This is a genomic window from Leucobacter celer subsp. astrifaciens (genome assembly GCF_001273835.1).
Classification (GTDB): Bacteria; Actinomycetota; Actinomycetes; order Actinomycetales; family Microbacteriaceae; genus Leucobacter; species Leucobacter celer.
In genome coordinates, this window is record NZ_JHEI01000134.1 from 406,951 (window position 1) to 432,620 (window position 25,670).

Here is a 25,670-nt window from a genome sequence, read left to right on the forward strand (position 1 = left end):
CATCGATGTCTGTACTGCTGCCTTCGGCCGAGCGGCTCGCCGCGTCGGATAGCGCGCTCGCGAGCCTGCCCGGGTTCTCGAACCATGAGCCCGGCGTCGATGAGTTCGCGGTACTCGATCCCTCGACCGAGCAGCGCATCGCGACGCTGCCGAGCCAGTCGGTCGACTTCGCGCTCGAGCAGGTCGGCATCGCCGACGCGGCCGGCAGGGCCTGGGCGAAGACCACGCCGCGATTCCGCTCCGACGTCCTGCACCGCGTGTACGAGGTGCTCATCGCCAACCGGGAGCGGCTCGCATACGTCATCAGCCGGGAGATGGGCAAGACCCTCGCCGAGGCGAACGGGGAGGTGCAGTACGCCGCCGACTACGTGCGGTGGTACGCGGACGAGCTGCTGCGCCCCGCGGGCGGGTTCCGCGAGAACCCGGCGGGCGGATCCACCATCCTCATCCGGCGGGCACCCGTGGGCCTCGCACTGCTCATCGCTCCCTGGAACTTCCCGATGGCGATGATCACCCGCAAGATCGCGCCCGCGCTCGCCGCCGGGTGCGGCGCGGTGATCAAGCCGGCGAGCCTCACCCCGCTCACGACCCTGCTCACGGTCGAGCTCATGGCGGAGGCCGGGGTTCCGCGCGAGCTCATGCGCGTGGTCACCACGAAGAACTCCGGGGCGTTCAGCGAAGCCGTGCTCTCCGATCCGCGCGTGCGCAAGGTCTCGTTCACCGGTTCGACCGGGGTGGGCTCGGAGCTCATGGGCATCGCCGCCAGGAACATCGTGAAGAGCTCCATGGAACTCGGCGGCAACGCGCCGCTGATCGTCTTCGACGACGCCGATCTCGAGCGCGCGGTCGAGGGAGCGCTCGCGGCGAAGCTTCGCAACGGAGGCCAGTCGTGCGTCGCGGCCAACCGCATCTACGTGCAGGACGGCATCGCCGATGCCTTCGTCGAGGCGTTCAGCGAGCGCATGGCGCAGGTGAAGCTCGGCCACTCCATCGCCGAGGGCGCCGGCCTCGGACCCATGATCGATGACCGCGCGGTGCAGAACTTCACGCGACTCGTCGACGACGCCGTGGGCCGCGGCGCCGAGCTCCGCGCGGGCGGCAGCGCCGTCGACGGCGCCGGCTACTTCTTCGAGGCCACCGTGCTCGACCGCGTGCCGGCCGAGGCCGACATCGCGAACACCGAGATCTTCGGGCCGATCGCCTCGATCAGCAGGTTCACCACGCAGGCGGAGGTGCTCGAGGCCGCCAACGACACCCCGTTCGGCCTCGCGGGCTACGTCTTCACCGAGAACCTCGACCGCGCGCTCAACGTCGCCGACGCCCTCGAGACCGGCCTCGTCGGCATCAACAACGGCGTGCCGACCACCCCGGCCGCGCCGTTCGGGGGAGTGAAGCAGTCCGGTCTCGGGCGCGAGGGATCCGGCGAGGGCCTCGAGGAGTACCAGGAGATCCGCTTCTACAACATCTCGCGGCGCGAGACCGCCTGAGCCGGCCTGAGACCGCCGGAGCCGAGCGGCCGACGACGGCCCGGCCACGTGACCGCAGGCGATCCAGCACCCGAAACGAACAACCGATCCCATCAGAGGAGTGACCGATGACCACCACCACCACCGAATACCCCCAGCGCGTGCGCACCGAGGTGCCCGGCCCCCGCTCCCGGGAGCTGAACGCGCAGCGCGAGCAGTTCGTCTCGGCCTCCGTCGCGCCGCTCCTGCCCGTCTACATCGACCGGGCTGAGGGCTCGATCCTCACCGATGTCGACGGCAACGAGTTCGTCGACTTCGGCTGCGGCATCGGCGTGACCTCGCTCGGCCACGGCAACGAGGCCGCACTCTCGGCGATCCTCGCCCAGAGCAAGCGGTTCACCCACACGCTCTTCACCATCACCCCCTACGAGCTGTACGTCGAGGTGTCGCGGCTCCTGACCGAGATCACGCCCGGCGACTTCGCCAAGAAATCGGTGCTGTCCTCGACGGGGGCCGAGGCGATCGAGAACGCGGTGAAGATCGCGCGTGCGCACACCCGCCGCAACGGGATCGCCGTCGTCGAGCACGGGTACCACGGTCGCACCAATCTCACGCTCGGCATGAACTACAAGGCGCAGCCCTACTCCGCGCACGTCGGTCCGCGCCCGGGCGAGATCTACCGGATCCCGAACTCCTACCCGTTCCAGGACGGTCTCGACGGCGCCGAGGCCGCTCACCGCGGCATCAAGACGCTCGAGAAGATCTCCGGCGCCGAGAATCTCGCGTGCCTCGTGATCGAGCCGATCCAGGGCGAGGGCGGCATCGTGCTGCCGGCGCCGGGGTATCTCGAGACCCTGCAGGCCTGGTGCGACGAGCACGGGATCGTGATCATCGCCGACGAGATCCAGACCGGGCTCGGCCGCACCGGCAAGCTCTACGCGAGCGAGCACTTCGGGTTCGTGCCCGACCTCGTCGTCACCGCGAAGGCGATCGCCGCCGGCATCCCCGTGTCGGCCGTCACCGGTCGTGCCGAGATCATGGACGCGATCCCGGCCGGCGGTCTGAGCGGCACCTTCAGCGGCAACCCCGTGGGGTGCGCGGCCGCAGTCGAGGTGATCCGTCAGCTGCGCGAGCCCGGCTTCCTCGAGCGCACGATCGAGATCGGCGAGCGCATCCAGGCGGGGCTGCGCGCGCTGCAGGCGCGCCACTCGGTGATCGGCGATGTGCGCGGACTGGGTGCGCTGCACGGAGTCGAGCTCGTCGATGAGCAGGGCGCGCCGAACGCGGCGGCGTTCAAGCAGGTGCACCGCGAGGCGGCTGCCCGGGGGCTTCTCACGATGGCCGGCGGCAGCGACGGGCACGTGCTGCGGCTGCTGCCGCAGGTGAACATCTCCGATGAGCTCATCGACGAGGCGCTGCACATTCTCGACGAGGCCTTCGCGACGCTCTGAGCGCACTCGCCGCGCGGCTCGCGGCGTCGCACCCCGCGCGGGTGCGCCGCCGCGGTGCGGCTGGTTCGCGGCTGCGGTGCTGGTTCGCGGCTGCGGTGCTACTGGTCCGCGGCCGCGAGACGCGCGGTCAGGATCTCCTTGAGCCGTTCGTAGTTCTCGTCGATGTGGCCCTCGAGCAGGCTGTGGGCGAGTTCGCGCTCGCCGGCGATGATCGCGTCGTAGATGCCCTGGTGCCGGCTGATGATCGACTCCTTGGGGTTCACGTACTCCTCGTCGGTGTAGGAGAGGACCGTGAAGTAGAAGACCAGTTCCTTGCCGATCCGGCGGTAGAAGCTGCTCATGCGTTCGCTTCCGAGCAGGTCGACGATGGCCTGGTGCAGGGCGAGGTCCGCGGCGACGATGGGTTCGGCGACGTTCTGCTCGGAGGATCGCCGCAGCGTCTCGAACGCGGCGGTGAGGTGCCGGATCTGCTCCTCGGTCGGCGTTCGCAGCACGCCCGCGAGTTCGAGCTGACGACGCGTGCGGTAGAGGTCGTCGAGATCCTCGAGCGTGGGCGTGCTCACGATCGCGCCGCGGTGGATCTCGTACTTCACGAGGCGGCTGAGCTCGAGGAGGCGGATCGCCTCGCGGAGCGAGTTGCGGGAGACGCCGAGCTTCGCGGCGAGGCTGCTCTCGCGGAGCGGTTCGCCGGCTTGCAGCGTGCCGGACACGATGAGGCCCACCAGGGCGTCTGCCACGGCCTCGGCGGTGCTCACCCGGTGGAGAGAAATAGCGGAGATCTCTGACATCGTCCGACAACTTTATCAGCCGCATGCGGCTCTGGAGCGCCGGATCCGCGGGCTCCGCCCGGCTGCGGGCGGCCCCGGGAAGGACGCTCGAATCCGCTGCGCCGCGGCGTCTCGCACGGCTCCGGCGCGAATTTCGACACGCGGAGGAGGAATCATGCTGGAAAATCCGCAGAATTCTGCCGAATTGGGGTAGATTCGTAGCGATCAACCGATCGGACCCTTCCAACCCGGAAGGGATACCTGAACACGATCAGGGGCTGGGGGGCATAGCGTCTTCGCCCTGGAAGGACACAACATGGCACTCAACAAGACTGAGCTTGTCGCGAAGATCGCTGCCGAGACCGGCCAGAGCCAGGCCGCTGTTTCCAGCGTCGTCGACGGCTTCTTCGCCGCCGTCTCCGAGACCGTCGCCGGTGGCGACAAGGTTTCGATCCCCGGCTGGATCTCCTTCGAGACCGCGACCACCGCTGCTCGCACGGGCCGCAACCCGCGCACCGGCGAGACCATCGACATCCCCGCCGGCAAGCGCGTGAAGGTGTCGGTCGGCTCGAAGCTCAAGGCTGCCGTGAAGTAACACGCTTCTTCGGAAACCCCCGGCCGGTGCTCGTCACCGGCCGGGGGTTTCTGCGTGTTCGGGGGTTTTGCGTGTTCCGGGGTGCGGGGGCCGCGGGAGCGGGTGCGCGCCGAGGCGGCCCCGAGCACCCTCCCACCCGGCGGCGCGTAGGCTTGAGGGGTGCCACGATACCTGCGCGTTCTCGCTCCCGCCCTGCTGATCGCGGCGGCCTTCGCAGCGCTCCTGGTGGGGCTCGGGATCGGGGGCGCCGCCGCCGAGCGCACCCTGGCCGACCCGGGCGCGCTGGTGCGATTCGGCATGCCGATGGCGCGCACGCTCGTGAACCTCTCCATGGCCGGCCTCATCGGCGCCGTCGTGATGACGGTGTGGGCGCTCTCGAGCGAGCGGCGCGAGGCCCGCGTGGCGATGGACCTGGCTGCGGGATCCGCGGCGGTGCTCACCGTTGCGAGCGCGGCGACGCTGATCCTCACCTTCGTGGACGTCTCGGGTCTCGCCTTCTCCGGCGAGGCGAGCTTCGGCGCCGCCCTCGCCCAGTTCGTGACGGAGGTCGAGCTGGGGCAGCTGTGGCTGATCCAGCTGCTGCTCGCGGCTGTCACCACGGTGCTGGCCTTCGCGATCCGCGAGCGCCGGCTCACCCTGCTCGTGCTCGTCGCCGCGATGGCGACGGCCCTGCCGCTCGCCCAGCAGGGGCACGCAGCCGGTGCCTCGGGCCACGGCCAGGCCGTCAACTCGCTGCTCGTGCACCTCATCGGCGCGGCGGTGTGGCTGGGCGGCCTGCTGACGCTCGTCTTCGTGGCGAGGGCGACTGACCGACGGCGGCTCTCGGTGCTCACCGCCCGGTACTCCACGCTCGCCCTCTTCGCGTTCATCGGCGTCGCCGCCTCGGGTGTGGTGAGCGCCTGGCTGCGCGTGGGATCCGTCGACGCGCTGTTCGGCACGGGGTACGGGCAGCTCGTGCTGCTCAAGACCGCCGCGCTCGTGGTGCTCGGCGGATTCGGCGCGGTGCAGCGGGCTCGGCTGATCCCGCGCATCGCCGACGCGACGCGCGGGGATCGGGCCTTCATGTGGTTCGTGCTCGCGGAGCTCGCCGTCATGGGGATCGCGAGCGGGATCGCGGGTGCGCTCGGCCGCACGGCGACGCCCGTCGCGCTGGAGCCGGCGCGGGACCAGGGAGACCGGATCGGCCCGGCCGAGTGGCTCACGGGCGATCCGCTGCCGCCCGAGCTCACACCCGCGAGCTACCTCACCGAGTGGAAATTCGACCTCGCCTGGACGCTCGTCTGCGCCTTCGGCATCGGCCTGTACCTCGCCGGCGTGATCCGCCTCGCCCGCCGCGGCGACCGCTGGCCCGTGGGCCGCACGATCGCGTGGACGCTCGGCATGCTGCTGCTCTTCTACACGACCAACGGCGCGCTCAACGCCTACGAGCAGTACCTCTTCAGCGTGCACATGCTGGCGCACATGATGCTCACCATGCTGATCCCGCTCGTGCTGGTGCTGGGCGCCCCCATCACCCTCGCGCTGCGGGCGACCGAGAAGCGCGACGACGGCTCGTGGGGCGGCCGCGAGTGGATCCTGTGGGCCGTGCAGACGCCGTACTCCAAGGTCATCACGCACCCGGCGGTCGCGGCGGTCGTGTTCGCCGGCTCCCTGTGGGTGTTCTACTTCACCCCGATCGCGCGCTGGGCGGCGTCCGAGCACCTCGGCCATCAGTGGATGATCATCCACTTCCTCATCTCGGGCTACCTGTTCAGCCTGTCGATGATCGGGATCGATCCGGTGCCCTACCGCTTCCCGTACCCGCTGCGGCTCGTCACGCTCTTCGCCACCATGGCCTCGCACGCGTTCTTCGGGGTGACGCTCATGACGGGTGACGGGCTGATGCTCGCCGACTGGTACGGCGCGATGGGGCGCACCTGGGGTGCGACGCCGCTCGAGGATCAGGCGACCGGCGGCGGGATCGCCTGGGGGATCGGCGAGCTGCCGACGCTCGCGCTGGCGCTCATCGTGGCCGTGCAGTGGTCGCGCAGCGACGTCAAGGAGCAGAAGCGCAAGGACCGGGCCGCGGATCGCTCGGGCGAGGCCGAGCTCGAGGCCTACAACGCGATGCTGGCGCGTCGGGCGGGCAGTCAATCGCATCGCGATTGACTGCCCGACGCGCTGGCGCCACGCCGCGCGGCGGAAGATCTGAGATCTGCAGAGGATATGCCCGTTTTGCGCGCAAACTCCATATCTACGGCAGATCGCAGATCTATGGTTGCTGCGGGGCGCGCTGCCGGTTGAGCGGGGCGCGCAGCCGGTTGAGCGGAGCGCGCAGCGCGGAGTCGAAACCCGCGGAGTCGAAACCCGCGGATTCGAGCCCGCGGAGTCGAAGCCCGCGCGGCGGCTACGCCCCGGGAGCGCCCTCGTCGGTGACCGTCACGTCGGCGCGGTGGAAGTTGAGGTGCGAGCGCGAGGCGGTGGGGCCGCGCTGCCCGAGGTAGCGCGAGAAGGTCGCACCGGATCCGTAGGGCCGCTCGGCCGGCGAGGAGAGCCTGAAGAAGCAGAGCTGGCCGATCTTCATGCCGGGCCAGAGGCGGATCGGCAGGGTGGCGACGTTCGAGAGCTCGAGGGTGACGTGCCCCTCGAAGCCGGGGTCGATGAAGCCCGCGGTGGAGTGGGTGAGCAGGCCGAGCCGACCGAGCGAGCTCTTGCCCTCGAGGCGGGCCGCGATGTCGTCGGGCAGGCCGACCTGCTCGAAGGTCGAGCCGAGCACGAACTCTCCCGGGTGGAGGATGAAACCCTCGCCGGGGTCGACCTCGATGAGGCGGGTGAGCTCCGGCTGCTCCTCGGCCGGATCGATGACCGGGTACTTGTGGTTGTCGAAGAGCCGGAAGTAGCGGTCGAGCCGCACGTCGACGCTCGACGGCTGCACCATCGACGGGTCGCTCGGGGAGAGACTGATGCGCCCGGAACCGAGCTCGGCGTTGATATCGCGATCTGAGAGCAGCACGTGACGATTCTATCGGGCGGGGAATCCCGAGACGGGACCGGGATCCGGCGGTGCGGGCTCGATAGCCGGCTCAGCCCCGGAAGGAGCGCAGCACGTCGACGGCGGAGTTCAGGGTCTCGCCTTCTGCGGTGTGGGGCACCAAACCCTCGTCGGGCGAGGAACCCTGTCGGGCCGCAGCCGCGCGGCCCGTGATGTACCAGACCCCGATGGCGGGCACGTCGGCTCGATTCACGAAGAGGTGGGGACGCTGCGAGTCGAACACCATCGAGTCGCCAGCGCGGATGACGTGCGCGTCGAAGTCCAACCGGAGCGTCAGCTCGCCGCTGATGAGGTACACGTGCTCGATCCCGAAGTGACGCATGAGGCGCCCCTCGATCGAGCTGGAAGCGCCGGGCTGATAGGTCACCCGCAGGGCTTCGACATCGGTGCCCTCGATGACGGAGAGGCGCTCCCATTTCACCCCGTTGTCCATCTCGAGCGTGGGGTTGTCATCGGAGGCCTGATAGTGGAACGAGGTCGCGAGCTGCTGCGGCACCGAGGGGACGGCCGCGGCGGGCGCGGGAGCCTGTGTGTGCGCCTCACGGCCGAGCAGCATGTCGGTCGAGATGTCGAGCTGCGAGACGAGGGCGTAGAGCGTGCTGACCGACGGTTTGGTCTTGCCCGTCTCGACCTGCGAGAGGAGGCTCGGAGAGACGCCGATGGACGAGGCCAGCGCGCGGAGGCTCATGCCCTTGCCTTCACGCGCTTCGCGAAGCCTCGCACCGATAGAGTCTGACATTGGCTCTCCTTCAGTCAACCGACACGGTGAAATTTCCAACGTCGGTGTTTAGTTAAAGCTTACAGTGGGCGGGTGTTCCTCGGGCGTTACCCGAGGAGTAACTGAGCATTCATACGCTCGGCGGGCCGTGAGCCCGATTCGATTTCGCGCGCGAGCCGGTGAACACGATGATTCAGCGGCGCGTGCTCCGGACCACCGGCCGCGACGACGACGAGGCCGTTGAGCTCGTCGATCTCCGCACGCCGGCCCTTGCGCCAGTCCTGCAGCACGGTCGTCAAGGTACTGGGGAACGTGTAGTCGTTCAGCACGATGTCGAGGAGATGCCCCACGTACCGCTCGCGCGTCAACTCGGTGCCGTCGCCGTCCGAACCGAAGATGGGTACGATGCGCTGCCCCTGGGTGAGCGCTGCGTCGAGCGCCTCCTGGCCGCACTCCAGCATGAACGCGTGCATGCCGGGTTCGGCGATCGCCTCGGCGAGCGGGAGGTCGAGGATCGCGGACGGCACGAGCTCGCAGGCATTCGCCACGAGCTTCATCCACTTGGCCGATCGGATGTCCTCCACGACGACGGTGGTGGCCGCCGGAGCGAGGAGCGCGGCGGCCCGGTGGGCGCGATCCTGCGCCGCACCGGTCTCACCCCCGAGTGCGAGCCACATGGGCGCCTCCTGCACGATACGAGCGGGGGTGAACAGGTTCGCCGCGACCTCGATCACGGCGCCGACGCTGCGGTCCGCGCCGAAGATCTCGGCCACGGTGTCGAGGGTGACCCCGTTCTGCACGGCGATGACGGTGCCGTCCTCGGCGAGATAGGGCGAGAGCAACCGGCACGCCCAGCGGGTGTCGTACGCCTTTACCCCGAGCACGATGACGTCGAACATCCGCCGGTTCTCCGCCAGCTGGCACAGGTGAAGCGCCGGCACCCGACTCGTGCGCTCGGTCTCGGAGGTGACGACCGTGAGGCCGCGGTCACGCACGGCCTCGACGTGGGCGGGCCAGGGATCGATCGCGACCACGTCGGCCCCGGCCTCGGCGAGCGAGGCTGCAATCGCCCCGCCGTTCGCACCGGCGCCGAAGACGGCGATCCGCGGACCGGTCACGGTGCCGGCTCGCCCGCCGGGTCGGCCACGGGGTAGTCGACGACAGACTTCGACTCCACGAGTGCCGCGACGACGGCGAGTGCGGCGACGTGGTCGGGATGGACCTGGTACGCGGCGAGGGCCTCGGCAGAGTCGTGGACGGAGAGCAGCGCGGCGTCCCAGTGCCCGGCAACGCTCCCGTCGTCGATCCCGACCTCGAGGGACCGGACACCCGGAATGCTCGCGCCGAGCGGCTCGAGCGCGGCCCGGAGCTGCGCCCCTGCGGCGGCCCGCCCCTCGGCGTCGGAGGCTTTGAACGTGAAGGTGACGATGTGGCGGATCACGGGCGGTCCATTCTCTTGAGGGCGGGGCGGGTCGCCGTGCGCGCGGGGACCAGCATCGGCTCCCGGATGATCGCCCGCATGAGCTCGGCGTTGGCGAGGCTCGGCACGAGCTCACCGCGTTCGATCCGCTCGCCGATGTGCAGGATCGCCTCGTTGACGGGTGCTTCGCCGCCCAGTCGTTTCCGCAGCTCGACGATGTAGCCGTTGAAGCCGTCGAGCTCCGCGCGTCGGCCCTTCTGCCAGTCCTGCAGCACGGCGACCCGGGTGTCGGGGAGGGAGAACGACTCCAGGACGGCGTCGAGCAGGTCGAGGGCGTACTGATCGGAGTCCGGGACGTCGGCCTCGGTCTTGCCGAAGATGGGCAGCATCGTCACGCCGGCCTCGATCGCGAGCTGGTAGGCCTCCCGCGAGGCGGCATCCATGACCGCGCGCATGTCCCGCTCCTGCACGGCGGTGAGGAGCGGCACCCCGAGGATCGCGGAGGGCAGCATCTCCGGGATGTTGGCGATGAGCTTCATCCACTTCGAGGAGCGGATGTCGTCCGAGATCTCCGTCGTTCCCGCGTGGCTCAGCGCGGCGGCCACGGCCTCGAGTTCCGGTGTGCGCGATCCGTCGAGGGTGCCGACGGTGAACCAGGTGCCCTCCGGCGGAACCTGGCGCACGACATGGCCGGGCTCGAATACGTTCGCGGCGATCCCGAGCACGGCGCCGATGCTGCGATCCGGTCCGACGATATCGGCAACGGCGTCGATCGTCATCCCGTTCTGCAGGCCCACGACGACGGAGCGCTGGTGCAGGAGCGGCTCGATGAGCTGCACTGACCAGCGGGTGTCGTACGTCTTCGTCGAGAGGAAGACGATGTCGAACGGTTCGCGCAGTTCGGCGACCTGACACAGGTGGAGAGCGGTGACCTCGGTCACCTCCGTCCGATCCGGCATCTCGACGGTGAGGCCGTGGGCGCGCATCGCCTCGACATGGGCGGGCCACTGGTCGATGAAGGTGATGTCGAGCCCGGCCCGCACGAGGTCGGCGCCGATGGACGCTCCGTTGGCTCCGGCGCCGAGCACCGCGATCTTCTGCTGGACCATACCGCGCCTACCCCCAAGTAACTTGTGCAGCTATGATTAACAAAACCATACACCAACACTGTTCAAAGAGGAGCGTTATGAGTGAGAACCGGCATCCCGACGGCCTGCGCGTCGCGGTCTTGGGCACGGGGGCCAACGGGTCGATCATCGGTGCGGACCTCGCCGAAGCGGGCGTGGACGTCACCTTCATCGACCAGTGGCCCGCCCATGTCGAGGCGATCCGGGAGCACGGGATCCGTGTGCAGCTCGAAGGAACGATCCGCACGACCCGGGTGCCGGTCCATCACCTCTGCGAGGTCGCCGAACTGCGGGAGCCGTTCGACATCGTGTTCCTCCTCGTGAAGGCGTACGACACGCGCTGGGCCGCGGAGCTCATCACCCCGCTGCTGCACGAGGACTCGGTGGTGGTCGGCGTGCAGAACGGCATGACGGGTGACGTGATCGCGGAGATCGTCGGCGTGGACCGGACGCTCGCCGCCGTGATCGAGGTGACCTCCGCGATGTACACGCCGGGGCTCTCGGAACGGCACTCCGCCTACGATCGCTGCTGGTTCGCGGTGGGGGCGCTCGATGCGTCGGCGGAGCGCCACGTACCCGTCGTGGCCGAGCTGCTGCGCCACATCGGCGTGGTGGAGGAGAGCGACGACATCCAGTCGGCGAAGTGGATGAAGCTCATCCTCAACGTGGCCGAACTCGTGACATCCGCGGTTCTCGACCTGTCCATCTCGGACTGCGCTCGTCACCCGGGTATGCGAGAGGTCATGCTCGCGGCGGGGAACGAGGCCGTCGCCGTTGCGCAGGCCCACGGCTATCGGATCCGGCCGATCTTCGGCATGGAGGGCGACGCCGCGGCGTCACCGGACACCTTCGTCGCGGAGATTCTGGACAACCTCGTCGCCAACTACATTCAGCCCGACTCGCGCGCGACGGTCCTGCAGGACTGGATGAAGCACCGGCGCAGCGAGGTCTCCGAACTGCACGGCGAGGTCGTCCGCCTCGCGGCGCAGCACGGGATCGCCGCGCCGGTGAACGAGCGGGTGTGGGAACTCGGGCTCAAGGTCGAGAGCGGAGCGCTCGTGGCCAGTCCCGCGAACGTCGCGCTCATGAGAGAGGCGCTCCGCGAGCCGGTCCTCGTGCCGGCCCGCACCGCCGAGCGCCCGGCGCAGCACAGACGCACGCTGCTATGAGACCTCGGGGGTCCCGCGGGCCCCGCGGCCCCGGGGCCCGCGGTCAGGCTGCGGGTGCGGGGCCCCGGCGGATCACCTCTGCGATGATCGACCAGTCGCCGTCGGCGAGAGTCCGATCGGCGAGCGCCTCGGTGAACATGGCGCGGATCGCGGGTGAAGTGGGAAGCTCGGCCCCGAGCTCGGCGGCGGCCTGCTCGGCGAGTGTCAGGTCCTTGAGCCCGAGCTCGACGGAGAAAGCCGCCGGGCGGTAGTCGCGCTGGGCGATGAGGCCCCCGTAGCCCACGTAGGCCGAGCCGGTGAACGCGGCGTCTGTGAGGATGTCGACGAAGGTCTGGGAGTCGACTCCGCCGTGCTCCACGAGCGACAGCGATTCGCCGAGCGCCTGCAGGGCGTGGATGAGGTTGTAGTTCACGCCGATCTTGACGAGGTTGGCCTGTGCGGGATCCTCGCCGACGCGCCAGATCTGCTTGCCGAGATGGTCGAGTACCGGCGCGGCGCGATCGATCAGCGCGGATGATCCAGCCGCGACGATGTTCAACTGCCCGGAGGCTGCGACGTTCGGACGCCCGAGCACCGGTGCTGCGATGTACCCGACACCGGCGGTCTCGTGGCGACGCTCGAGCTCGCGGCTCATCTCCAGGCTCACCGTCGACAGGTTGACGTGCAGTCTGCCTGAAGCGTCGGCGAGTGCCGCGGCGCTGAACGCGGCGTCGGCCGCGACGTCGTTCGCGAGCATGGAGCACACGATGTCCGAGTTCGCGAAGACCTCGGCGACCGACCCGCATTCGCGGGCACCCGCGGCGATCAGTTCCTCAGCCTTACCAGGACTTCTATTCCAGACGTGCAGGTCGAACCCCGCGTTGGCGAGACGCAGCGCCATCGCTGATCCCATCGTGCCCAGGCCAATGAATCCGACGCGTGTGGTCATGGGGTTCCTCGCTCTCGAGACTTGCAGATGTGTTCCCAATAAGTTTAGTCTACCTGTACAGAGAGTGCAGAGGCGCACTCGGAGAATGCCGTCACGGTGAACATGAGCGAAGGATTCGGTGGGTCATGGCAATTCCTACTTTCGGTACGAATGACGTCGACTGGGAGAAGCGCATCGACCGTGACGTGCTTCGCGAGGGCCGGCTCGCAAAACTGCGGGCGGAACTCGAGCGTTCCGATCTGGGGGCGCTGCTCGCCTTCGACTTCTCGAACATCCGGTACATGTCCGCAACGCACATCGGCACCTGGGCGATGGACAAGGCGATCCGATTCGCCCTCGTGACGCGCCACAGCGATCCGATCGTGTGGGACTTCGGCTCGGCGGCGAAGCACCACGACCTGTTCAACCCCTGGCTGCACACGACGGCGGCGGAGATGGACGCCGACCCGCACCAGCCGCACCACGGCGCGGTGAAGCCGCGTGCCGAGTCCGGCGCGCGCGCCGGGATCTCGACGCTGCGCGGTGCCTTCCACCCCGACGCGGGCATCGCCGACGAGGTCGCCCGGAAGGTGCGACGCGAGCTGGAGAAGTTCGGTCTGCTGGGGGAGCCGCTGGGGATCGACATCGTCGAGCTGCCCATCCTGTTCGCCCTGCAGAGAGCGGGGGTCTCGGTCGTGGACGGCCAGCAGGTGTTCCTCAACGCGCGTGCGGTGAAGATGAAGGAGGAGATTCAGCTCCTCACCCAGGCCGCCTCGATGGTCGACGCCGCGTATGACGAGCTCTACCGGTTCCTGAAGCCCGGAGTGCGTGAGAACGAGACCGTCGGGCTCGTGTCGAAGGTGCTCTACGACCTCGGTTCGGAGTACGTCGAGGGCGTCAACGCGATCTCCGGAGAGCGCTGCTCGCCCCATCCGCACGTGTTCTCCGACCGTCTGATCCGGCCGGGCGATCCCGCGTTCTTCGACATTCTGCACAGCCACCAGGGGTACCGCACCTGCTACTACCGGACCTTCGCCGTGGGCTCCGCGAGCCGCGCCCAGGCCGACGCGTACAAGCGGGCGCGCGAGTACATGGATCGTGCCATCGCGCTCGTGCGGCCGGGGGCCACGACCGCAGACATCGTGGCGGTCTGGCCCAAGGCCGAGGAGTTCGGATTCCCGAACGAGGAGGCGGCCTTCGCGTTGCAGTACGGTCACGGCGTCGGGCTCTCGATCTGGGAGAAGCCGATCTTCTCGCGCCTCGTGTCCTTCGATCACCCGGAGGAGCTGAAGGAGGGGATGGTCTTCGCGCTGGAGACCTACTGGCCGTCGGCCGACGGGATCGGCGCGGCTCGCATCGAGGAGGAAGTCGTCGTGACTGCCGACGGCTGTGAGGTCATCACGAAGTTCCCGGCGGAAGAGCTGCTCGTAGCGGGCCCGAAGTATCACGCGGTGGGCTTCGATCTTCCGACGATGCGCGACTCGCAGTCGCACCTGAACACGACCTGGGGTCGGGGCGAGGAATAGGCTTCTGCATCATGGCATCACAGATGAAGGCCGCGGTCTACCACGGCGCCGGCGACGTCCGGATGGAATCGGTCGCCGTTCCCTCGCCGCGGGACGGTGAGGTGCTGATCCGAGTCACCCGAAGCGGGGTGTGCGGGACGGACGCCTCCGAGTGGAAGTCCGGTCCGACGATCTTCCCGGTCGAGCGCACCCACCCGCACAGCGGCCACCACGGACCCCTGATCCTGGGCCACGAATTCATCGGAGAAGTCGTCGAGAGCCGGGATGCCCGGTTCGAGATCGGGGCCCGAGTGGCGTCCGGCGCCGGTGTGTCGTGCGGCGATTGCCCGCGGTGCCGGGAGGGGCGGACGAATCTGTGCGAGCGGTACCGGACGCACGGCCTCAACGTCGAGGGGGGTATGGCGGAGTACGTCGCCGTTCCCGCCGACACCCTGGTGCGCATCCCGGACCAGATCGATGACGACACCGCCGGCCTTGCGCAGCCCCTCGCGGTGGGGCTCCACGCAGCCCGCCGGGCCGGGGCCCGGGCGGGCGACCGGGTGGTCCTGATCGGAGCCGGCGCCATCGGCACGTTCGTGCTCGCCGGGCTCACCCACCTCGCGGACGTGGACGTGACGGTCGTCGACTTCTCGGGCAGTCGGCTGGACCGTGCGCTCCGCCTCGGGGCGTCGCGCATCATCGCCGTCGACGGGGACGCGTTCGAAGCCGAGATGGAGGCGCTGCGCGGCACGCTGGACGTCGTGGTCGAGGCGAGCGGCGCACGCGGGCAGCTGAACCGGGCGATCGGCCTCACCCGTGACGGCGGCACGGTGCTGCAGGTCGGGCTCCCCACCGGGCTGCAGGAGGTGGACATCCATCAGCTGGTCTTCCGGGAGATCACGATCCGGACCACTCTCGCGCACGTCTGCACGGACGATATGCCGGACGCCCTCACCATTCTCGGATCGACCGGTCTCGCCCGCGAGATGCTCGATTCGGTGCGGGCGCTGGAAGAGCTTCCCGCGCAGCTCGATCGGCTCGCGTCGGGACGGATCGAGGGCAAGGTGCTGTTCGATCCTCGACGATGAGCCGTGCGCCCGCATGCTCCCGTGCCCTGCGGGGGCGGGAGGTACGGCGGCAGCGGAGCAAGTGACAGTGCACACCGCGGGCAGGCCGTGGACTGGGCGCTCTGGCTGGTGGAAGGTCGGCCCGGCGGCGGGCGAGAACGCCGGATTCCCCTGGCGATATCGAGGGATCAGGTGGCGGGGGCACAGGCGCCTGAGGGGCCCGGAAGGACACTTGACACGGGCCGAATAGATTGAAAGAGTTAAATCACAGTGAACGCTAGTGTTCACTGTTGGAGTCGCTGATGCAAAGGAGCAACATGACCAAGACAGCACCTTCGGTTCTGATCACCGGAGCGACCGGTGGCATCGGACGCGAGACCGTGCGCCGCTTCGTGCGGGAGGGCAGCCGAGTCGCGCTGGCCGATATCCGCCAGGAGGCCGTCGACGCGTTTGCAGACGAGCTCCGCGCGGAGTTCCCCGGCGCTGATCTGCTGCCGCTGGAGCTGGACCAGTCCTCGGTCGCCTCCGTGCAGGCCGCCGTCGAAGCGGTGAAGGCCTGGAGCGGTCGACTCAACACCCTGGCGATCGTCGCGGGCGTACTGCAGTCGGAGGGGGTGCCGGTCACGCGGCTCGCCGTCGAGGAGTTCGAGCGCGTGCACGCGGTGAACCTCAAGGGGCCGTTCATCCTCGCGAAGTTCTTCCTGCCGATCATCCCGACGGACGGTACCGGCTCGATCGTGATGGTCGCCTCGTACTGGGGCCGCGAAGCGCACGGTCTGTACGCCGCGTACTGCACGTCCAAGGCGGGCGTCATCAGCCTCATCCAGGTGCTCGCGAACGAACTCGCCGAGGACCGCATCCGCGTCAACGGGGTCGCGCCCGGCAACACCAACACTGAAATGCATCAGAAGCACCTGCGCGATGAGGCGGAGGAGCGGGGGATCAGCTTCGAGGAGATGCGGGATACGCACTGGTCGACGATCCCGATGAAGTACGCGGGAGAGCCGCACGTGATCTCGGACGCGATCTTCTTCCTCGCGAGCGACCAGGCCTCCTACATCACCGGTGCAACGCTCGACGTCAACGGCGGCGTCGTCATGACGTAGAGCGATCCCGGGTACCGCGCCGCGGGCCCACCTCAGCTGCAACCACGTGTGTCAAAGGAGAACAGAACGATGGACCTCAAGCTCAACGGAAAGCGCGTCCTGGTCACGGGCGGTGCCTCGGGCATCGGCGACGCGATCGTGCGCACCTTCGCCGAGGAGGGCGCCGTCCCGGTATCGGTCGACATCAACGCCGCCGGACTCGAACGGCAGCACGCCGCGCTCGCGGAGCGGGGTGCGGAGTCCGCCTACATCGTCGCGGACCTCTCCACCCAGGAGGGTGTCGAGCGTGTGGTCGCCGAGGGTGCGGGGATCTTCGGGTCCGCTCCCGACGTCATCGTGAACAATGTCGGTTCGGGCAGCCTCCGGACCCTCATCGAAACGAGCGATGAGGACTTCCACCGGACGCTCGAGCTCAACCTGTTCGCGATGGTGCGTATCTGCAAGGCCTTCCTGCCGGCGATGCAGGATGCCGGCGGCGGCGCGGTCGTCTCCGTCACCTCCGACCTGTCGCGGCAGCCCGAAGACTCCATCACGGACTATGCCGCTTCGAAGGCCGCAGTCGCGTCGGTGGCCAAGTCGCTGGCGCGGCTCTACGCACCCACGATCCGCGTGAACTGCGTCGCGCCCGGCCCGATCTACACGCCGTTCTGGTCGGATGAGAAGTACGGCTGGCAGAAGACCGTGGAGGGGGCGTACGGCAAGGAGGGCACCGCCGCGCTCGACGCGCTGATCGAGGATCGCGGCATTCCGATGGCCCGCATGGGCACCCCGGAGGAGGTCGGTGCTGCAGTGGCATTCCTGGCCTCGGAGGTCTCCGGCTTCACGACCGGCGCGACGCTCGGCGTCGACGGCGGCAGCATTCGCGCACTGTTCTAAGGATCGAGGGAGACGCAACATGGATATTCGACGACGCGATACCGAGCTCATCTCCGAGCACGGCGGTACCATCCAGAGCCTGTTCTTCTACAAAATGGAGGAGCTGCGCAATGAGACGCAGGGCGGGTACCTCGAATTCATCGACGAGTTCACCCTGGCCGCGGGGGGCGCGCTGGAGCCGCACTCCCATGACTCCGACGAGTTCTACTACATCCTGGACGGGCAGGGAACGATGACCGTCGGCGATGAGAGCGATCTGCTCGGCGCGGGAGAGCTCGTGCGCATCCGACCGAATCTGGTGCACTCGATCAGCGCCGATCAGGGGTCGGACATCCGGGCCATCGCCTTCGCCGTGAGCTACATGCCCGAGGACAAGGTCGGGTACACGGCGCACCCGACCGATGGCCGGGAGCCGCACTTCGTCTCGACCCACTACTGGGACTGAGGGGTCGGAGTGCTGATGCCCGACCGGATCGACCTCCTCGCCACCTCCTGGACGAGCGCGGGTGACGCCGCGCCGCAGCGGGGTGACGAGGTGAGTCCCGTCCCCATCGTGGAACGCATCGGAGATCTCGTCCGCGCCGGGTGGAGCGGCATCGGCCTCGTCAACGCGGATCTGCAGTATGCGAAACGGGAGATGGGCCTGCCGGCGTTGCGGGAGGCCATCGACCAGGCCGGGCTCCGTTTCCGCGAGGTGGAGATCATTGCGGACTGGTGGACCGACGGTGAGCGGCGCGAGCGTGCGGATCGCCTCCGCGACGACCTCTTCGAGGCCGCCGCGGAGCTCGGGGCGCAGCGCATCAAGGTCATGGCCTGCCTGGACGAGTCCGCGCCCCCGCGTGATGTGTTCGTGCGCGAACTGCGCGAACTCAGCCGCCGGGCTGCGGACGCCGGGGTGGTGCTCGCCCTCGAGCCCATGCCGTTCTCGTCGAACGTGGCGACCCTGGACGAGGGGGTCCGGCTCCTCGAGGATGTCGGGCACGCTGCCGCGGGGCTCACGATCGACACGTGGCACGTCTTCCGCGCGGGCACCCCGTACGAGCGCATCCCGGAGATCGTCCCGAGCGAACTCGTCGCGGTCGTGGAGATCAACGACTGCGCCGCGCAGCCCGTGGGCTCGCTGTGGGCGGACACGGTGGACAACCGACGGCTCCCCGGGCAGGGGGACGCGGACACCGCGGAGTTCGTCCGCTGGATCGCCGCGACGGGGTTCACGGGCCCCTGGGGCGTGGAGATCATCTCAGAGGAGCTCCGGAACCTCCCCGTGTCTGTCGGGCTCGAGCGATCGGCCCGAGCCGCGGAGGAGAGCATCCGTGCCGGGCTTGCCCGTGTCACCAAGAACTAGACGCTCGTTAACGAACAGCACACATTTCGGAAAGTTTACCGAGCTGTTACGAAATAGCACTCACCATTTTAGCCGAGTGTGTATTATTACTGAACAGGCTTGCGCGATAGTGAACAGGCCTCGTTACCTACACAAGGAAGTGGATTCATGCGTAACAAATATTCACGCTTGACGGCAACCGTCGGCGTCATGGCCGCGGGAATGCTGGTGTTGAGCGCCTGCAGCGGAACTGGTTCGTCGGGAGACGGCGGCGGAGCGGCTTCCGATCTGCCGGAGTCCGTCGACCTCAAGGGTCAGACCGTCGCCTCGCTGTTCACCAGCCTGAACAACGACTACTACTCCAGCTGGGACCAGGGAGCGCGTCGTGCGGTTGAAGCCTTCAACGGCGAGTATGTTGCGATGACGAACGAGGGCGATCCCGCCACTCAGATCTCGCAGTTCCAGCAGCAGGTCGATGCCGGAGTGAAGATCATCTTCGTGACGGCGCCGGATCCCTCGAGCGTCGGCGAGATGGCGCGCATCGCCAACGAGAACGACGTCTGCTTCGCGAACACCTGGGAATCGGTGCCGTGGGAGTCGCCCTTCGACTTCGGAGACAAGTACGTCACCTACGGGACCAACCACTCGTACCAGGCCGCCTATGACACCGTCACGGCGCTCTTCGACGAGATGGGGGGCAAGGGGAACTTCGTGCACCTCACCGGGCACCCCGGTTCCACCCCGGACACGCAGCGCACCCTCGCCGTCGACGACGCGCTGAAGGAGTACCCGGACATCACCCTCGTCGATCGTCAGCCGGGCGAGTGGAACCGCGACGACTCGCGCAACGCGATGGCGGGCATCATCTCCCGGAGCGGCAAGGACATCGACGGCGTCTTCGGGCAGAACGACGACGTGGCGATCGGCGCGCTGAACGCGCTGACCGAAGCCGGCGTCGAGGGCGTCCCGATCACCGGCATGGACGGTAACGAGGGCACCATGGAGCTGATCCAGTCCGGTGAGATATTCGGCGCCTACTCGTCGCTGCCCCAGTGGTCCGCCGGCTTCTCCTTCGTCCAGGCCATGGACGCCTGCGCCAGCGGGGAGACCCCCGCGCCGCTGAACCGTCAGCTCTGGTCGGGCGGCATCTTCGTCACGGCCGACAACGTGCAGGAGTACATCGACACCTACGTCGGCGACAACGACCCGTACGACTGGGTGCAGATGAGCCGCGTGGCGCACCCGGACGACTGGGATCCGCAGAACAAGGTCGAGGCGCTCAACATGGAGGAGATGTGGTCCTGGGAGCCGCAGCCGTCCGGATACGAGCTGCCCGAGGAGTACTCCGCGGCCCTGCCCGACCTCGACGCGACCAACGCTGAGTGGGACGAGCACTGGAAGCTGCTCCGTCGTGACTAGCTCCGAGCGGACTGCGGCCTAGACGCACGCACCCCTCCCGCTGTGGTGATCGGCCGCACGTCTCCGTGCGGCCGATCGCCGCAGTCACTCCCGATCTCACGACTACCCAGCTGAAGGAGCCGAACTCCCATGACACTCACCCAAGCCATCTCCATCGGGCGTGCGGAGCGGAAAGAGACGATCAAGTCGGTCGGCCTTCCGATCGTCGCCATTGCATTCCTGCTCGTGCTGTTCTCGATCCTGAGTCCCACCTTCCTGCAGGCCAGCACGTTCGTGACGATCCTCCGCGAGTCGTCCGTGCTGTTGGTCGTCGCGGTCGGCATGACCCTGGTGATCATCCAGGGCAGCATCGACCTGTCGGTCGGCGCGACGGTCTCGCTCGCGGGGCTGGTGGCGGCGTCGGTGACGAAGGAGAGCAACGCGTTCGTCGCGGTGATCGCGGCGCTTGCCGTCGGACTCGTCGTGGGACTCATCAACGGCCTCATCTTCGCCTACGGGAAGGTGCCCAGCTTCCTCGTGACCCTGGGGATGTCCATGGTCGTCGGCGGCATCGGCACCTGGCTGGTCAACGGCCGCCCGGTGCAGGTGTCCGACGGCGGTCTGCGCTGGATCTCGCAGTCGCAGCTCCTGCTCGGAATCCCGACGCTGGTGATCTGGGCGCTCGTGGTCTGGCTGATCTTCTCCTTCGTCGGCATGAAGACCCGCTTCGGGCGCTATGCGTTCGCCATCGGCGGCGCTGAAGCCGTGAGCTCGCTCGCGGGCATCCCGAACCGCCGCGTGAAGCTGTGGGCCCTCACCATCGCCGGGCTGTGCGCCGCGGTGGCCGGCATTCTGCTGACGTCGCGCATCGGTGCGGCCACTCCGGGCATGGGCGACCGCCTGACCCTCGACGCCATCGCAGCCGTCGTCATGGGCGGCACCGCCATCACGGGCGGCGTCGGCGGAGTCCAGCGCACCGTCCTCGGCGTGCTGGTCATCACGATCCTCAGCGTCGGGCTGAACTCCATGGGCGTGCAGCCCTACATGCAGGCGATCATCCAGGGTCTCGTCGTCGTCGCGGCGGTCGCGCTCACGCTCGATCGCGCCAAGCTCACCGTGATCAAGTAGCTCCCAGGGGTTGGAGAGGCAGTCATGAACGAGACACCCATTCTGGTCGCGCGCGGGCTGGACAAGCGCTTCGGCCCGGTGCACGCGAACAAGGCCGTCGACCTCGATGTGCGGGTCGGAGAGGTCCTCGGGCTGGTGGGCGAGAACGGAGCCGGGAAGTCGACGCTGCTTTCGATGCTCAGCGGCACGCTCGCGGCCGATGAGGGAACCCTCGAGCTCAACGGCGAGGCGGTGAAGTTCACCACTTACCACCAGGCGACACGCAGGGGCGTATTCCGCGTGTACCAGCACCAGGCGCTCGTGCCGAACGTCACGGTGGCGGAGAACATCTACCTGGCGCAGGAGACGGAGTTCACTCGGTTCGGCGTGCTCAACAAGCGGGCGATGGAACGGAGCACCCAGGAGATCTTCGACGACCTCGGCGTCACGCTCGAGCCGAGCGCCCAGCTCAGCCGGCTGAGCTTCGCGGAACGCCAGGTCGTGGAGATCGTGCGCTGCCTGGCGCAGGCCCGGCTCCTGGGGATCGCGCACCCGGTGATCTTGCTCGACGAGCCGACGAGCGCGCTGACACGCGGCCAGATCGACTTCTTCTTCGACTTCGTGAACCGCATCAAGGATCAGGCGGCTCAGGTGTTCGTGTCGCACCGGCTCGAGGAGATCGTGGCGCTCTGCGACCGGCTCGTCGTCCTCAAGGACGGTGAGAAGGTCGCGGAGAACGACCGGCCCCGCGAGCTGAGCGAGAGCGAGATCCACTCGATGATGGTCGGCCGGAGTATCGCCATGCACAGTCGGCAGCGGACGATCACGGACGAGGTCCGCGCCTCGGTCGAGCCGGTGCTCGTGCTCGATGGGTTTTCGAGCTCGACCTTCAGCGACGTCTCCTTGCGGGTCGCCCCCGGGGAGATCGTGGGTATCGCCGGGGTCGTCGGATCGGGCAAATCCCATCTCGGACGGGCCATCTTCGAGCTCGGGGCCGGCTGCAGCGGCACGATCACCGTGCGCGGAAGCGCTCCGGCCCGCACGGGTCCCCGGTTCGGGATCCGGGAGTCGGTCGGCTACGTCCCGACCGAGCGTCACCGGGAGGGACTCGTGCTCGGCATGACCGTCGCCCAGAACCTGTCGCTGCCCTATGTGGGGGCCGCCATCGCCGCCTCGCCGGTCATCGACGGCGCGCGCGAGCGGCGCGAGACGGTGACCGCGATCGAGCAGCTGAGCATCAAGACTCCCGGTCCGAACACCCTGATCCGCAACCTGAGCGGCGGTAACCAGCAGAAGGTCATCCTCGCGCGCTGGCTCACCCTCGAGTCGAAGATCCTGGTGCTCGACAATCCCACCAACGGCGTGGATGTGGGCGCGAAGGGCGAGATCTACTCGATCCTGGACGACATCACCGCCCGAGGCATCTCCGTGATCCTGATCAGCGATGACCTGCCCGAGCTCATCACCATGAGCGATCGGATCCTCGTCATGAAGGACGGGAAGATCCGCTCCGAGCACGATGTCGCATCCGACGTCCCGCCCACCGAGGTGGACCTCGTCGCCGACATGGTGTGACCACCGCGAACCGACGAAGGAGTCGACATGGAATACCGTCCCCTGGGTGACACCGGCCTCGAGGTCTCCGCGATCTCGTTCGGCACCGCCCCGCTCGGGCAACTGTTCGGGCCGGTGCCGTTCGAGCGCGCGCGCGACGCGGTCTTCGCCGCGGTCGACCTCGGCATGAACCTCGTGGACACGTCGTCGTACTACGGCGACGCGGAGGATCGTCTCGGCCGGATCATAGGGGACCTGCCCGACGACGTGCTCATCGCGACCAAGGGCGGCCGCCTGGGGTGGGACACCTTCGATTTCTCGCCCGCCGGTATCCGGGCCGGCCTCGAAGCGAGCCTGGCCCGGCTGGGCCGAGACTACGTCGACATCTTCCAGCTGCACGACATCGATTTCGTACCGCTCGGACCGGTGCTGCACGACGCCTACGCGGAACTCCTGCAGCTGCGCGAGGAGGGAAAATGCCGATTCATCGGGATGACCGGCTACTCGCTCCCCACGACTCGTCGGGTGCTGCTCGAGACCGACGTCGACGTCGTGCTGAACTACTCGCACGGCACCCTGCTCGACAACTCGTTGTCGGACGAGCTGGCGCCCATCGCGCGGGAACGGGGTACCGGTCTGATCAACGCGGCGGCGGTGTCGCTCGGGATCCTGACCCCTGGAGTGCTGCGGATGGAGCAGCACAACATCGCCTCCGACATCTCCCTGCACGCGGCGCAATCGATGGCCCGAACCGCCGAGCGGCACGGTGCGGACATCGCGTTCGTCGCGAATCAGTACGCGTTGCAGCGGGTGCAGAGCGACACGACCGTGATCGGCTCGACCAGCATCGACCACCTGACCGCAGCCGTGTCGGCGCTCACGACTCCGATCGACGAGGAGCTCCTCGCCGAGCTGCTGGAATCCCGGCTCCCAGTCGATGCGCAGCAGTGGGACGTCGGCCTCCCGGAGAACAACGTGTGGGACTGGCGCGACGGAGAAACGGCGTGAGGTCCTGACCGGGGGAGGGAGCCGCCCGGTCTGGAACCGTCGGCGTCAGACTCTCCTGATCTCCGCGCTCGTGTGCGGCGCCTTCGGGATCGGGGTGAGCGAGTTCGTGGTGATGGGGTTGCTGCCGCAGATCGCTGTCGACCTCGAACCGGGGCTGACGGCGGCGTCACCGGATGCGGCGCTGGCGCTCACCGGCGGGTTGGTCTCGGGCTACGCCCTGGGAGTGGTCGTCGGGATGGTCGTGACCCCGCTCATCCTGCGCCGGCTGTCGGAGCATCGGATCCTCCTGCTCTGCGCGGCGGTCATGCTGATCGGCACTGCGCTGACTGCGGCGAGCCCGAACCTCGCTGTCGCCGTGGTCCTCCGCTTCCTCTCCGCGCTGACGCACGCCTCGTACGTCGGGATCGCCTCCGCGCTCGTCGGACGCCTGCTCGGCAGCTCCCACCAGGGGCGGGGCGCCGCGATCGTCGTCGGCGGGCTGTCGGTCGCGAACCTCCTCGGGGTGCCCGTGCTGACCGCGCTCGGCTCTGATGGCAGCTGGCGTGCGGTGCTGGGGGTGTGCGCCGCGCTCTTCGCGGTGCCGGTCGTGGCGCTCCGGTGCCAGGCGTTCCCCGCGGCGGCGGTGCCGGCCCGGGCGGCGGATGGCGGCGGGATCGGGTCGCGGCGACTCTGGAGTCTCATCGCCGTCGTCACCGTCCTGGCGAGCGGGTGCTTCGCCGTGACGACCTTCGTCGCCCCGATCTCCGACCTGTCGCAGGGTCCGGGCGGCCCGGTACCGATCTCGCTCCTCATGCTTCTCTTCGGCGCCGGCATGAACCTGGGGAACTTCGGCGGTGGCTGGACGGCCGACCGCTCCGCGAACGGGACGCTGCTGCTGAGCGGCGTGGTCGGGATCGTCGGGTCGATCGCCGTGGTGATCCCGTCGGGCTCGGGCCTCACGGTGAGCGCAGGCGTGTGCGCGGTCGGTCTCTCCCTCGGCCTGCTGACCCCGGGGGCTCAAGTGCTCTACGTGCGCACCGCGCGAGAGGGCTCTCGCCTCGCCGCCTCGCTCGCTCCCGGCACCATCAATCTGGGCAGCTTCCTCGGGGCTGTCGTCGGCGGGGCCGGGCTCGCGACGGCCGGTCCGGCGGCGGTCGGTGCGATCGCCGCCGTGTGCATCGGCGCGGCGACGCTTCTGCAGCTGCTCCGCATGCAGGGCGCGCGGGTGCCGCAGGAGGGCTAGCGCTCCGCGACCGGCGCCGACCGTACTCCCGCGTAGTAGATCTCGAAGAGTTCGTCGGCGACCTCAGCGTCGGTCAGCTCGTGTCCGGGCCGGTACCACTGATACGTCCAGTTGCACATGCCGAACAGCGCGAAGGCCGCGATGCGCGGGTGCTGGGGGCGGAGCACGCCGGCGTCGATGCCGCTGCGGATGCGCGATTCGACGAGCCGCTCGTAGGTGTCGCGCTTCGAGGTGGCCACCGTTCGGAGGTCGTCCGGGAGCTCGTGGTAGTACTCGAAGAAGACGCGCACGTGGTCGGACTTCGTCTCCATCAGCCGGAGGATGTCGCGGAACACCTGGCGCAGGAACTCGGGGAGGGGGAGGTCGGCAGGAGACTCGGCCGCGCGCGCGAGCAGCTCCTCGATCCACTGGTCGTGGATCTCGAAGAGGATCTCCGGCTTCTTCCGGAAGTAATGGTAAACCGTGGCCTTCGCGCAACCGACCCGGTCCGCGATCTGGGCCGTCGAGGTGTTGTGGTAGCCGTGCTCGGTGAACAACTGCGCTGCCGCATCGATGATGGCCGCGCGGCGCTGCTGGCCGCCGGGGGTGAGATCGCTGTCGCGCCGGTGCATCACGGTCCTAACTCGGGGTGACTCGATTCTAGAGGGCCTTCCCGTGCTCCCGACCGGCTGGCCGGTTGTGTCCATTGTTTTTCCCTGATCATCACGGAGATTCTCATAAACGTAAAGTTCTAATGAACTATGGGCTTGACGCTTGAGTGTCTCGTTCTGTGGTGCTGGGCTCCTTAGAAGGCCTGATGAGAGAACCATACTGCGAAGAAAAGTGCTGGACAAGGGCTGAATTATGTGTAGA

General features: G+C 68.4%; 24 protein-coding genes. 16 read left to right on the top strand and 8 right to left on the bottom strand.

The genetic code is table 11. The features are described 5' to 3' along the window. Nucleotides 1–5 precede the first annotated feature (5 nt). Together AMS65_RS05940 and AMS65_RS05945 are read left to right on the top strand one after the other, a co-directional pair. A complete protein-coding gene (locus tag AMS65_RS05940; RefSeq protein ID WP_053383211.1) occupies nucleotides 6–1,487 on the top strand; it encodes an NAD-dependent succinate-semialdehyde dehydrogenase in 1,482 nt (493 codons plus the stop codon). Nucleotides 1,488–1,594: 107 nt separating this feature from the next. Beyond that, nucleotides 1,595–2,917, top strand: a complete 1,323-nt coding sequence (locus AMS65_RS05945; protein WP_053383212.1) for an aminotransferase class III-fold pyridoxal phosphate-dependent enzyme — start codon at nucleotides 1,595–1,597, stop codon at nucleotides 2,915–2,917. Between the two features lie 98 nt (nucleotides 2,918–3,015). Here AMS65_RS05945 and AMS65_RS05950 read toward each other — a convergent pair whose 3' ends face one another. Continuing rightward, nucleotides 3,016–3,705, bottom strand: coding sequence for a GntR family transcriptional regulator (locus AMS65_RS05950; protein WP_083451510.1), 690 nt, complete (start codon nucleotides 3,703–3,705; stop codon nucleotides 3,016–3,018). Between the two features lie 295 nt (nucleotides 3,706–4,000). On the opposite strand from AMS65_RS05950, the gene AMS65_RS05955 reads away from it, so the two are divergent. Both AMS65_RS05955 and AMS65_RS05960 read left to right on the top strand, forming a co-directional pair. Then, nucleotides 4,001–4,279 carry an HU family DNA-binding protein gene (locus AMS65_RS05955; RefSeq protein WP_053383214.1) on the top strand — a complete coding sequence of 93 codons (279 nt, stop codon included), beginning with the start codon at nucleotides 4,001–4,003 and terminating at the stop codon, nucleotides 4,277–4,279. A gap of 159 nt (nucleotides 4,280–4,438) precedes the next feature. Then, on the top strand, nucleotides 4,439–6,427 hold the full coding sequence (locus tag AMS65_RS05960; protein WP_053383215.1) for a cytochrome c oxidase assembly protein: 1,989 nt from the start codon (nucleotides 4,439–4,441) through the stop codon (nucleotides 6,425–6,427). A 238-nt stretch (nucleotides 6,428–6,665) separates the two neighbouring features. On the opposite strand, the gene dcd is transcribed toward AMS65_RS05960, so the two are convergent. The 5 genes from dcd to AMS65_RS05985 form a co-directional block, all read right to left on the bottom strand. Beyond that, a complete protein-coding gene (gene dcd, locus AMS65_RS05965) occupies nucleotides 6,666–7,271 on the bottom strand; it encodes a dCTP deaminase (protein ID WP_053383216.1) in 606 nt (201 codons plus the stop codon). A gap of 70 nt (nucleotides 7,272–7,341) precedes the next feature. Continuing rightward, a complete protein-coding gene (locus tag AMS65_RS05970) occupies nucleotides 7,342–8,049 on the bottom strand; it encodes a helix-turn-helix domain-containing protein (protein ID WP_053383217.1) in 708 nt (235 codons plus the stop codon). 86 nt (nucleotides 8,050–8,135) lie between these two features. Further along, nucleotides 8,136–9,146 carry a ketopantoate reductase family protein gene (locus AMS65_RS05975; protein WP_053383218.1) on the bottom strand — a complete coding sequence of 337 codons (1,011 nt, stop codon included), beginning with the start codon at nucleotides 9,144–9,146 and terminating at the stop codon, nucleotides 8,136–8,138. Then, entirely contained in the window at nucleotides 9,143–9,469 is a 327-nt protein-coding gene (locus tag AMS65_RS05980; RefSeq protein ID WP_053383219.1) for a Dabb family protein, read from the bottom strand. The genes AMS65_RS05975 and AMS65_RS05980 overlap by 4 nt, the downstream gene beginning before the upstream one ends. Continuing rightward, the gene (locus tag AMS65_RS05985; RefSeq protein WP_053383220.1) at nucleotides 9,466–10,557 is read right to left on the bottom strand and encodes a ketopantoate reductase family protein; all 1,092 of its coding nucleotides are present in this window, start codon (nucleotides 10,555–10,557) and stop codon (nucleotides 9,466–9,468) included. Before AMS65_RS05985 ends, AMS65_RS05980 begins: the two co-directional genes overlap by 4 nt. Before the next feature lie 77 nt (nucleotides 10,558–10,634). On the opposite strand from AMS65_RS05985, the gene AMS65_RS05990 reads away from it, so the two are divergent. Next, nucleotides 10,635–11,744, top strand: coding sequence for a ketopantoate reductase family protein (locus tag AMS65_RS05990; protein ID WP_075200861.1), 1,110 nt, complete (start codon nucleotides 10,635–10,637; stop codon nucleotides 11,742–11,744). Between the two features lie 43 nt (nucleotides 11,745–11,787). Here the strand turns inward: AMS65_RS05990 and AMS65_RS05995 are convergent, their stop codons facing one another. Then, nucleotides 11,788–12,672, bottom strand: a complete 885-nt coding sequence (locus AMS65_RS05995; RefSeq protein WP_053383221.1) for an NAD(P)-dependent oxidoreductase — start codon at nucleotides 12,670–12,672, stop codon at nucleotides 11,788–11,790. 125 nt (nucleotides 12,673–12,797) lie between these two features. Here AMS65_RS05995 and AMS65_RS06000 point away from each other — a divergent pair, with 125 nt between their 5' ends. From AMS65_RS06000 to AMS65_RS06050, 11 genes are all read left to right on the top strand, one after another. Next, on the top strand, nucleotides 12,798–14,177 hold the full coding sequence (locus AMS65_RS06000) for a M24 family metallopeptidase (protein ID WP_053383222.1): 1,380 nt from the start codon (nucleotides 12,798–12,800) through the stop codon (nucleotides 14,175–14,177). A gap of 11 nt (nucleotides 14,178–14,188) precedes the next feature. Continuing rightward, nucleotides 14,189–15,244, top strand: a complete 1,056-nt coding sequence (locus tag AMS65_RS06005; protein WP_053383223.1) for a zinc-dependent alcohol dehydrogenase — start codon at nucleotides 14,189–14,191, stop codon at nucleotides 15,242–15,244. Nucleotides 15,245–15,540: 296 nt separating this feature from the next. Continuing rightward, nucleotides 15,541–16,329, top strand: coding sequence for an SDR family NAD(P)-dependent oxidoreductase (locus AMS65_RS06010; protein WP_053383224.1), 789 nt, complete (start codon nucleotides 15,541–15,543; stop codon nucleotides 16,327–16,329). 69 nt (nucleotides 16,330–16,398) lie between these two features. Then, nucleotides 16,399–17,205 (top strand): SDR family NAD(P)-dependent oxidoreductase, encoded by an 807-nt coding sequence (locus tag AMS65_RS06015; protein ID WP_053383225.1) that lies wholly within the window; start codon nucleotides 16,399–16,401, stop codon nucleotides 17,203–17,205. Nucleotides 17,206–17,224: 19 nt separating this feature from the next. Next, entirely contained in the window at nucleotides 17,225–17,650 is a 426-nt protein-coding gene (locus AMS65_RS06020) for a cupin domain-containing protein (RefSeq protein ID WP_053383226.1), read from the top strand. Nucleotides 17,651–17,665: 15 nt separating this feature from the next. Next, nucleotides 17,666–18,550: a sugar phosphate isomerase/epimerase family protein gene (locus tag AMS65_RS06025; RefSeq protein ID WP_053383227.1), complete on the top strand. Its 885-nt coding sequence runs from the start codon at nucleotides 17,666–17,668 to the stop codon at nucleotides 18,548–18,550. Nucleotides 18,551–18,718: 168 nt separating this feature from the next. Next, on the top strand, nucleotides 18,719–19,948 hold the full coding sequence (locus AMS65_RS06030) for a sugar ABC transporter substrate-binding protein (protein ID WP_053383228.1): 1,230 nt from the start codon (nucleotides 18,719–18,721) through the stop codon (nucleotides 19,946–19,948). Nucleotides 19,949–20,077: 129 nt separating this feature from the next. Next, nucleotides 20,078–21,055: an ABC transporter permease gene (locus AMS65_RS06035; protein ID WP_053383229.1), complete on the top strand. Its 978-nt coding sequence runs from the start codon at nucleotides 20,078–20,080 to the stop codon at nucleotides 21,053–21,055. Nucleotides 21,056–21,079: 24 nt separating this feature from the next. Then, on the top strand, nucleotides 21,080–22,609 hold the full coding sequence (locus tag AMS65_RS06040; RefSeq protein WP_053383230.1) for a sugar ABC transporter ATP-binding protein: 1,530 nt from the start codon (nucleotides 21,080–21,082) through the stop codon (nucleotides 22,607–22,609). Nucleotides 22,610–22,636: 27 nt separating this feature from the next. Then, nucleotides 22,637–23,596: an aldo/keto reductase gene (locus AMS65_RS06045; RefSeq protein ID WP_053383231.1), complete on the top strand. Its 960-nt coding sequence runs from the start codon at nucleotides 22,637–22,639 to the stop codon at nucleotides 23,594–23,596. Between the two features lie 70 nt (nucleotides 23,597–23,666). Beyond that, nucleotides 23,667–24,818 carry an MFS transporter gene (locus tag AMS65_RS06050; RefSeq protein ID WP_277620057.1) on the top strand — a complete coding sequence of 384 codons (1,152 nt, stop codon included), beginning with the start codon at nucleotides 23,667–23,669 and terminating at the stop codon, nucleotides 24,816–24,818. Here the strand turns inward: AMS65_RS06050 and AMS65_RS06055 are convergent. Continuing rightward, on the bottom strand, nucleotides 24,815–25,429 hold the full coding sequence (locus AMS65_RS06055; protein ID WP_053383232.1) for a TetR/AcrR family transcriptional regulator: 615 nt from the start codon (nucleotides 25,427–25,429) through the stop codon (nucleotides 24,815–24,817). The genes AMS65_RS06050 and AMS65_RS06055 overlap by 4 nt on opposite strands. Between the last annotated feature and the right edge of the window lie 241 nt (nucleotides 25,430–25,670).

Bases quoted from the DNA above. Each gene is read 5' to 3' on its own strand.
- AMS65_RS06010 (WP_053383224.1), top strand. From the start codon at position 15,541: ATGACCAAGACAGCACCTTCGGTTCTGATCACCGGAGCGACCGGTGGC.
- AMS65_RS05990 (WP_075200861.1), top strand. From the start codon at position 10,635: ATGAGTGAGAACCGGCATCCCGACGGCCTGCGCGTCGCGGTCTTGGGC.
- AMS65_RS05995 (WP_053383221.1), bottom strand. From the start codon at position 12,672: ATGACCACACGCGTCGGATTCATTGGCCTGGGCACGATGGGATCAGCG.
- AMS65_RS05985 (WP_053383220.1), bottom strand. From the start codon at position 10,557: ATGGTCCAGCAGAAGATCGCGGTGCTCGGCGCCGGAGCCAACGGAGCG.
- AMS65_RS05955 (WP_053383214.1), top strand. From the start codon at position 4,001: ATGGCACTCAACAAGACTGAGCTTGTCGCGAAGATCGCTGCCGAGACC.
- AMS65_RS06020 (WP_053383226.1), top strand. From the start codon at position 17,225: ATGGATATTCGACGACGCGATACCGAGCTCATCTCCGAGCACGGCGGT.
- AMS65_RS06000 (WP_053383222.1), top strand. From the start codon at position 12,798: ATGGCAATTCCTACTTTCGGTACGAATGACGTCGACTGGGAGAAGCGC.
- AMS65_RS06035 (WP_053383229.1), top strand. From the start codon at position 20,078: ATGACACTCACCCAAGCCATCTCCATCGGGCGTGCGGAGCGGAAAGAG.
- AMS65_RS06015 (WP_053383225.1), top strand. From the start codon at position 16,399: ATGGACCTCAAGCTCAACGGAAAGCGCGTCCTGGTCACGGGCGGTGCC.
- AMS65_RS06005 (WP_053383223.1), top strand. From the start codon at position 14,189: ATGGCATCACAGATGAAGGCCGCGGTCTACCACGGCGCCGGCGACGTC.
- AMS65_RS06045 (WP_053383231.1), top strand. From the start codon at position 22,637: ATGGAATACCGTCCCCTGGGTGACACCGGCCTCGAGGTCTCCGCGATC.
- AMS65_RS06025 (WP_053383227.1), top strand. From the start codon at position 17,666: ATGCCCGACCGGATCGACCTCCTCGCCACCTCCTGGACGAGCGCGGGT.
- AMS65_RS05970 (WP_053383217.1), bottom strand. From the start codon at position 8,049: ATGTCAGACTCTATCGGTGCGAGGCTTCGCGAAGCGCGTGAAGGCAAG.
- AMS65_RS05945 (WP_053383212.1), top strand. From the start codon at position 1,595: ATGACCACCACCACCACCGAATACCCCCAGCGCGTGCGCACCGAGGTG.
- AMS65_RS06055 (WP_053383232.1), bottom strand. From the start codon at position 25,429: ATGCACCGGCGCGACAGCGATCTCACCCCCGGCGGCCAGCAGCGCCGC.
- AMS65_RS05940 (WP_053383211.1), top strand. From the start codon at position 6: ATGTCTGTACTGCTGCCTTCGGCCGAGCGGCTCGCCGCGTCGGATAGC.
- AMS65_RS06040 (WP_053383230.1), top strand. From the start codon at position 21,080: ATGAACGAGACACCCATTCTGGTCGCGCGCGGGCTGGACAAGCGCTTC.
- AMS65_RS05950 (WP_083451510.1), bottom strand. From the start codon at position 3,705: ATGTCAGAGATCTCCGCTATTTCTCTCCACCGGGTGAGCACCGCCGAG.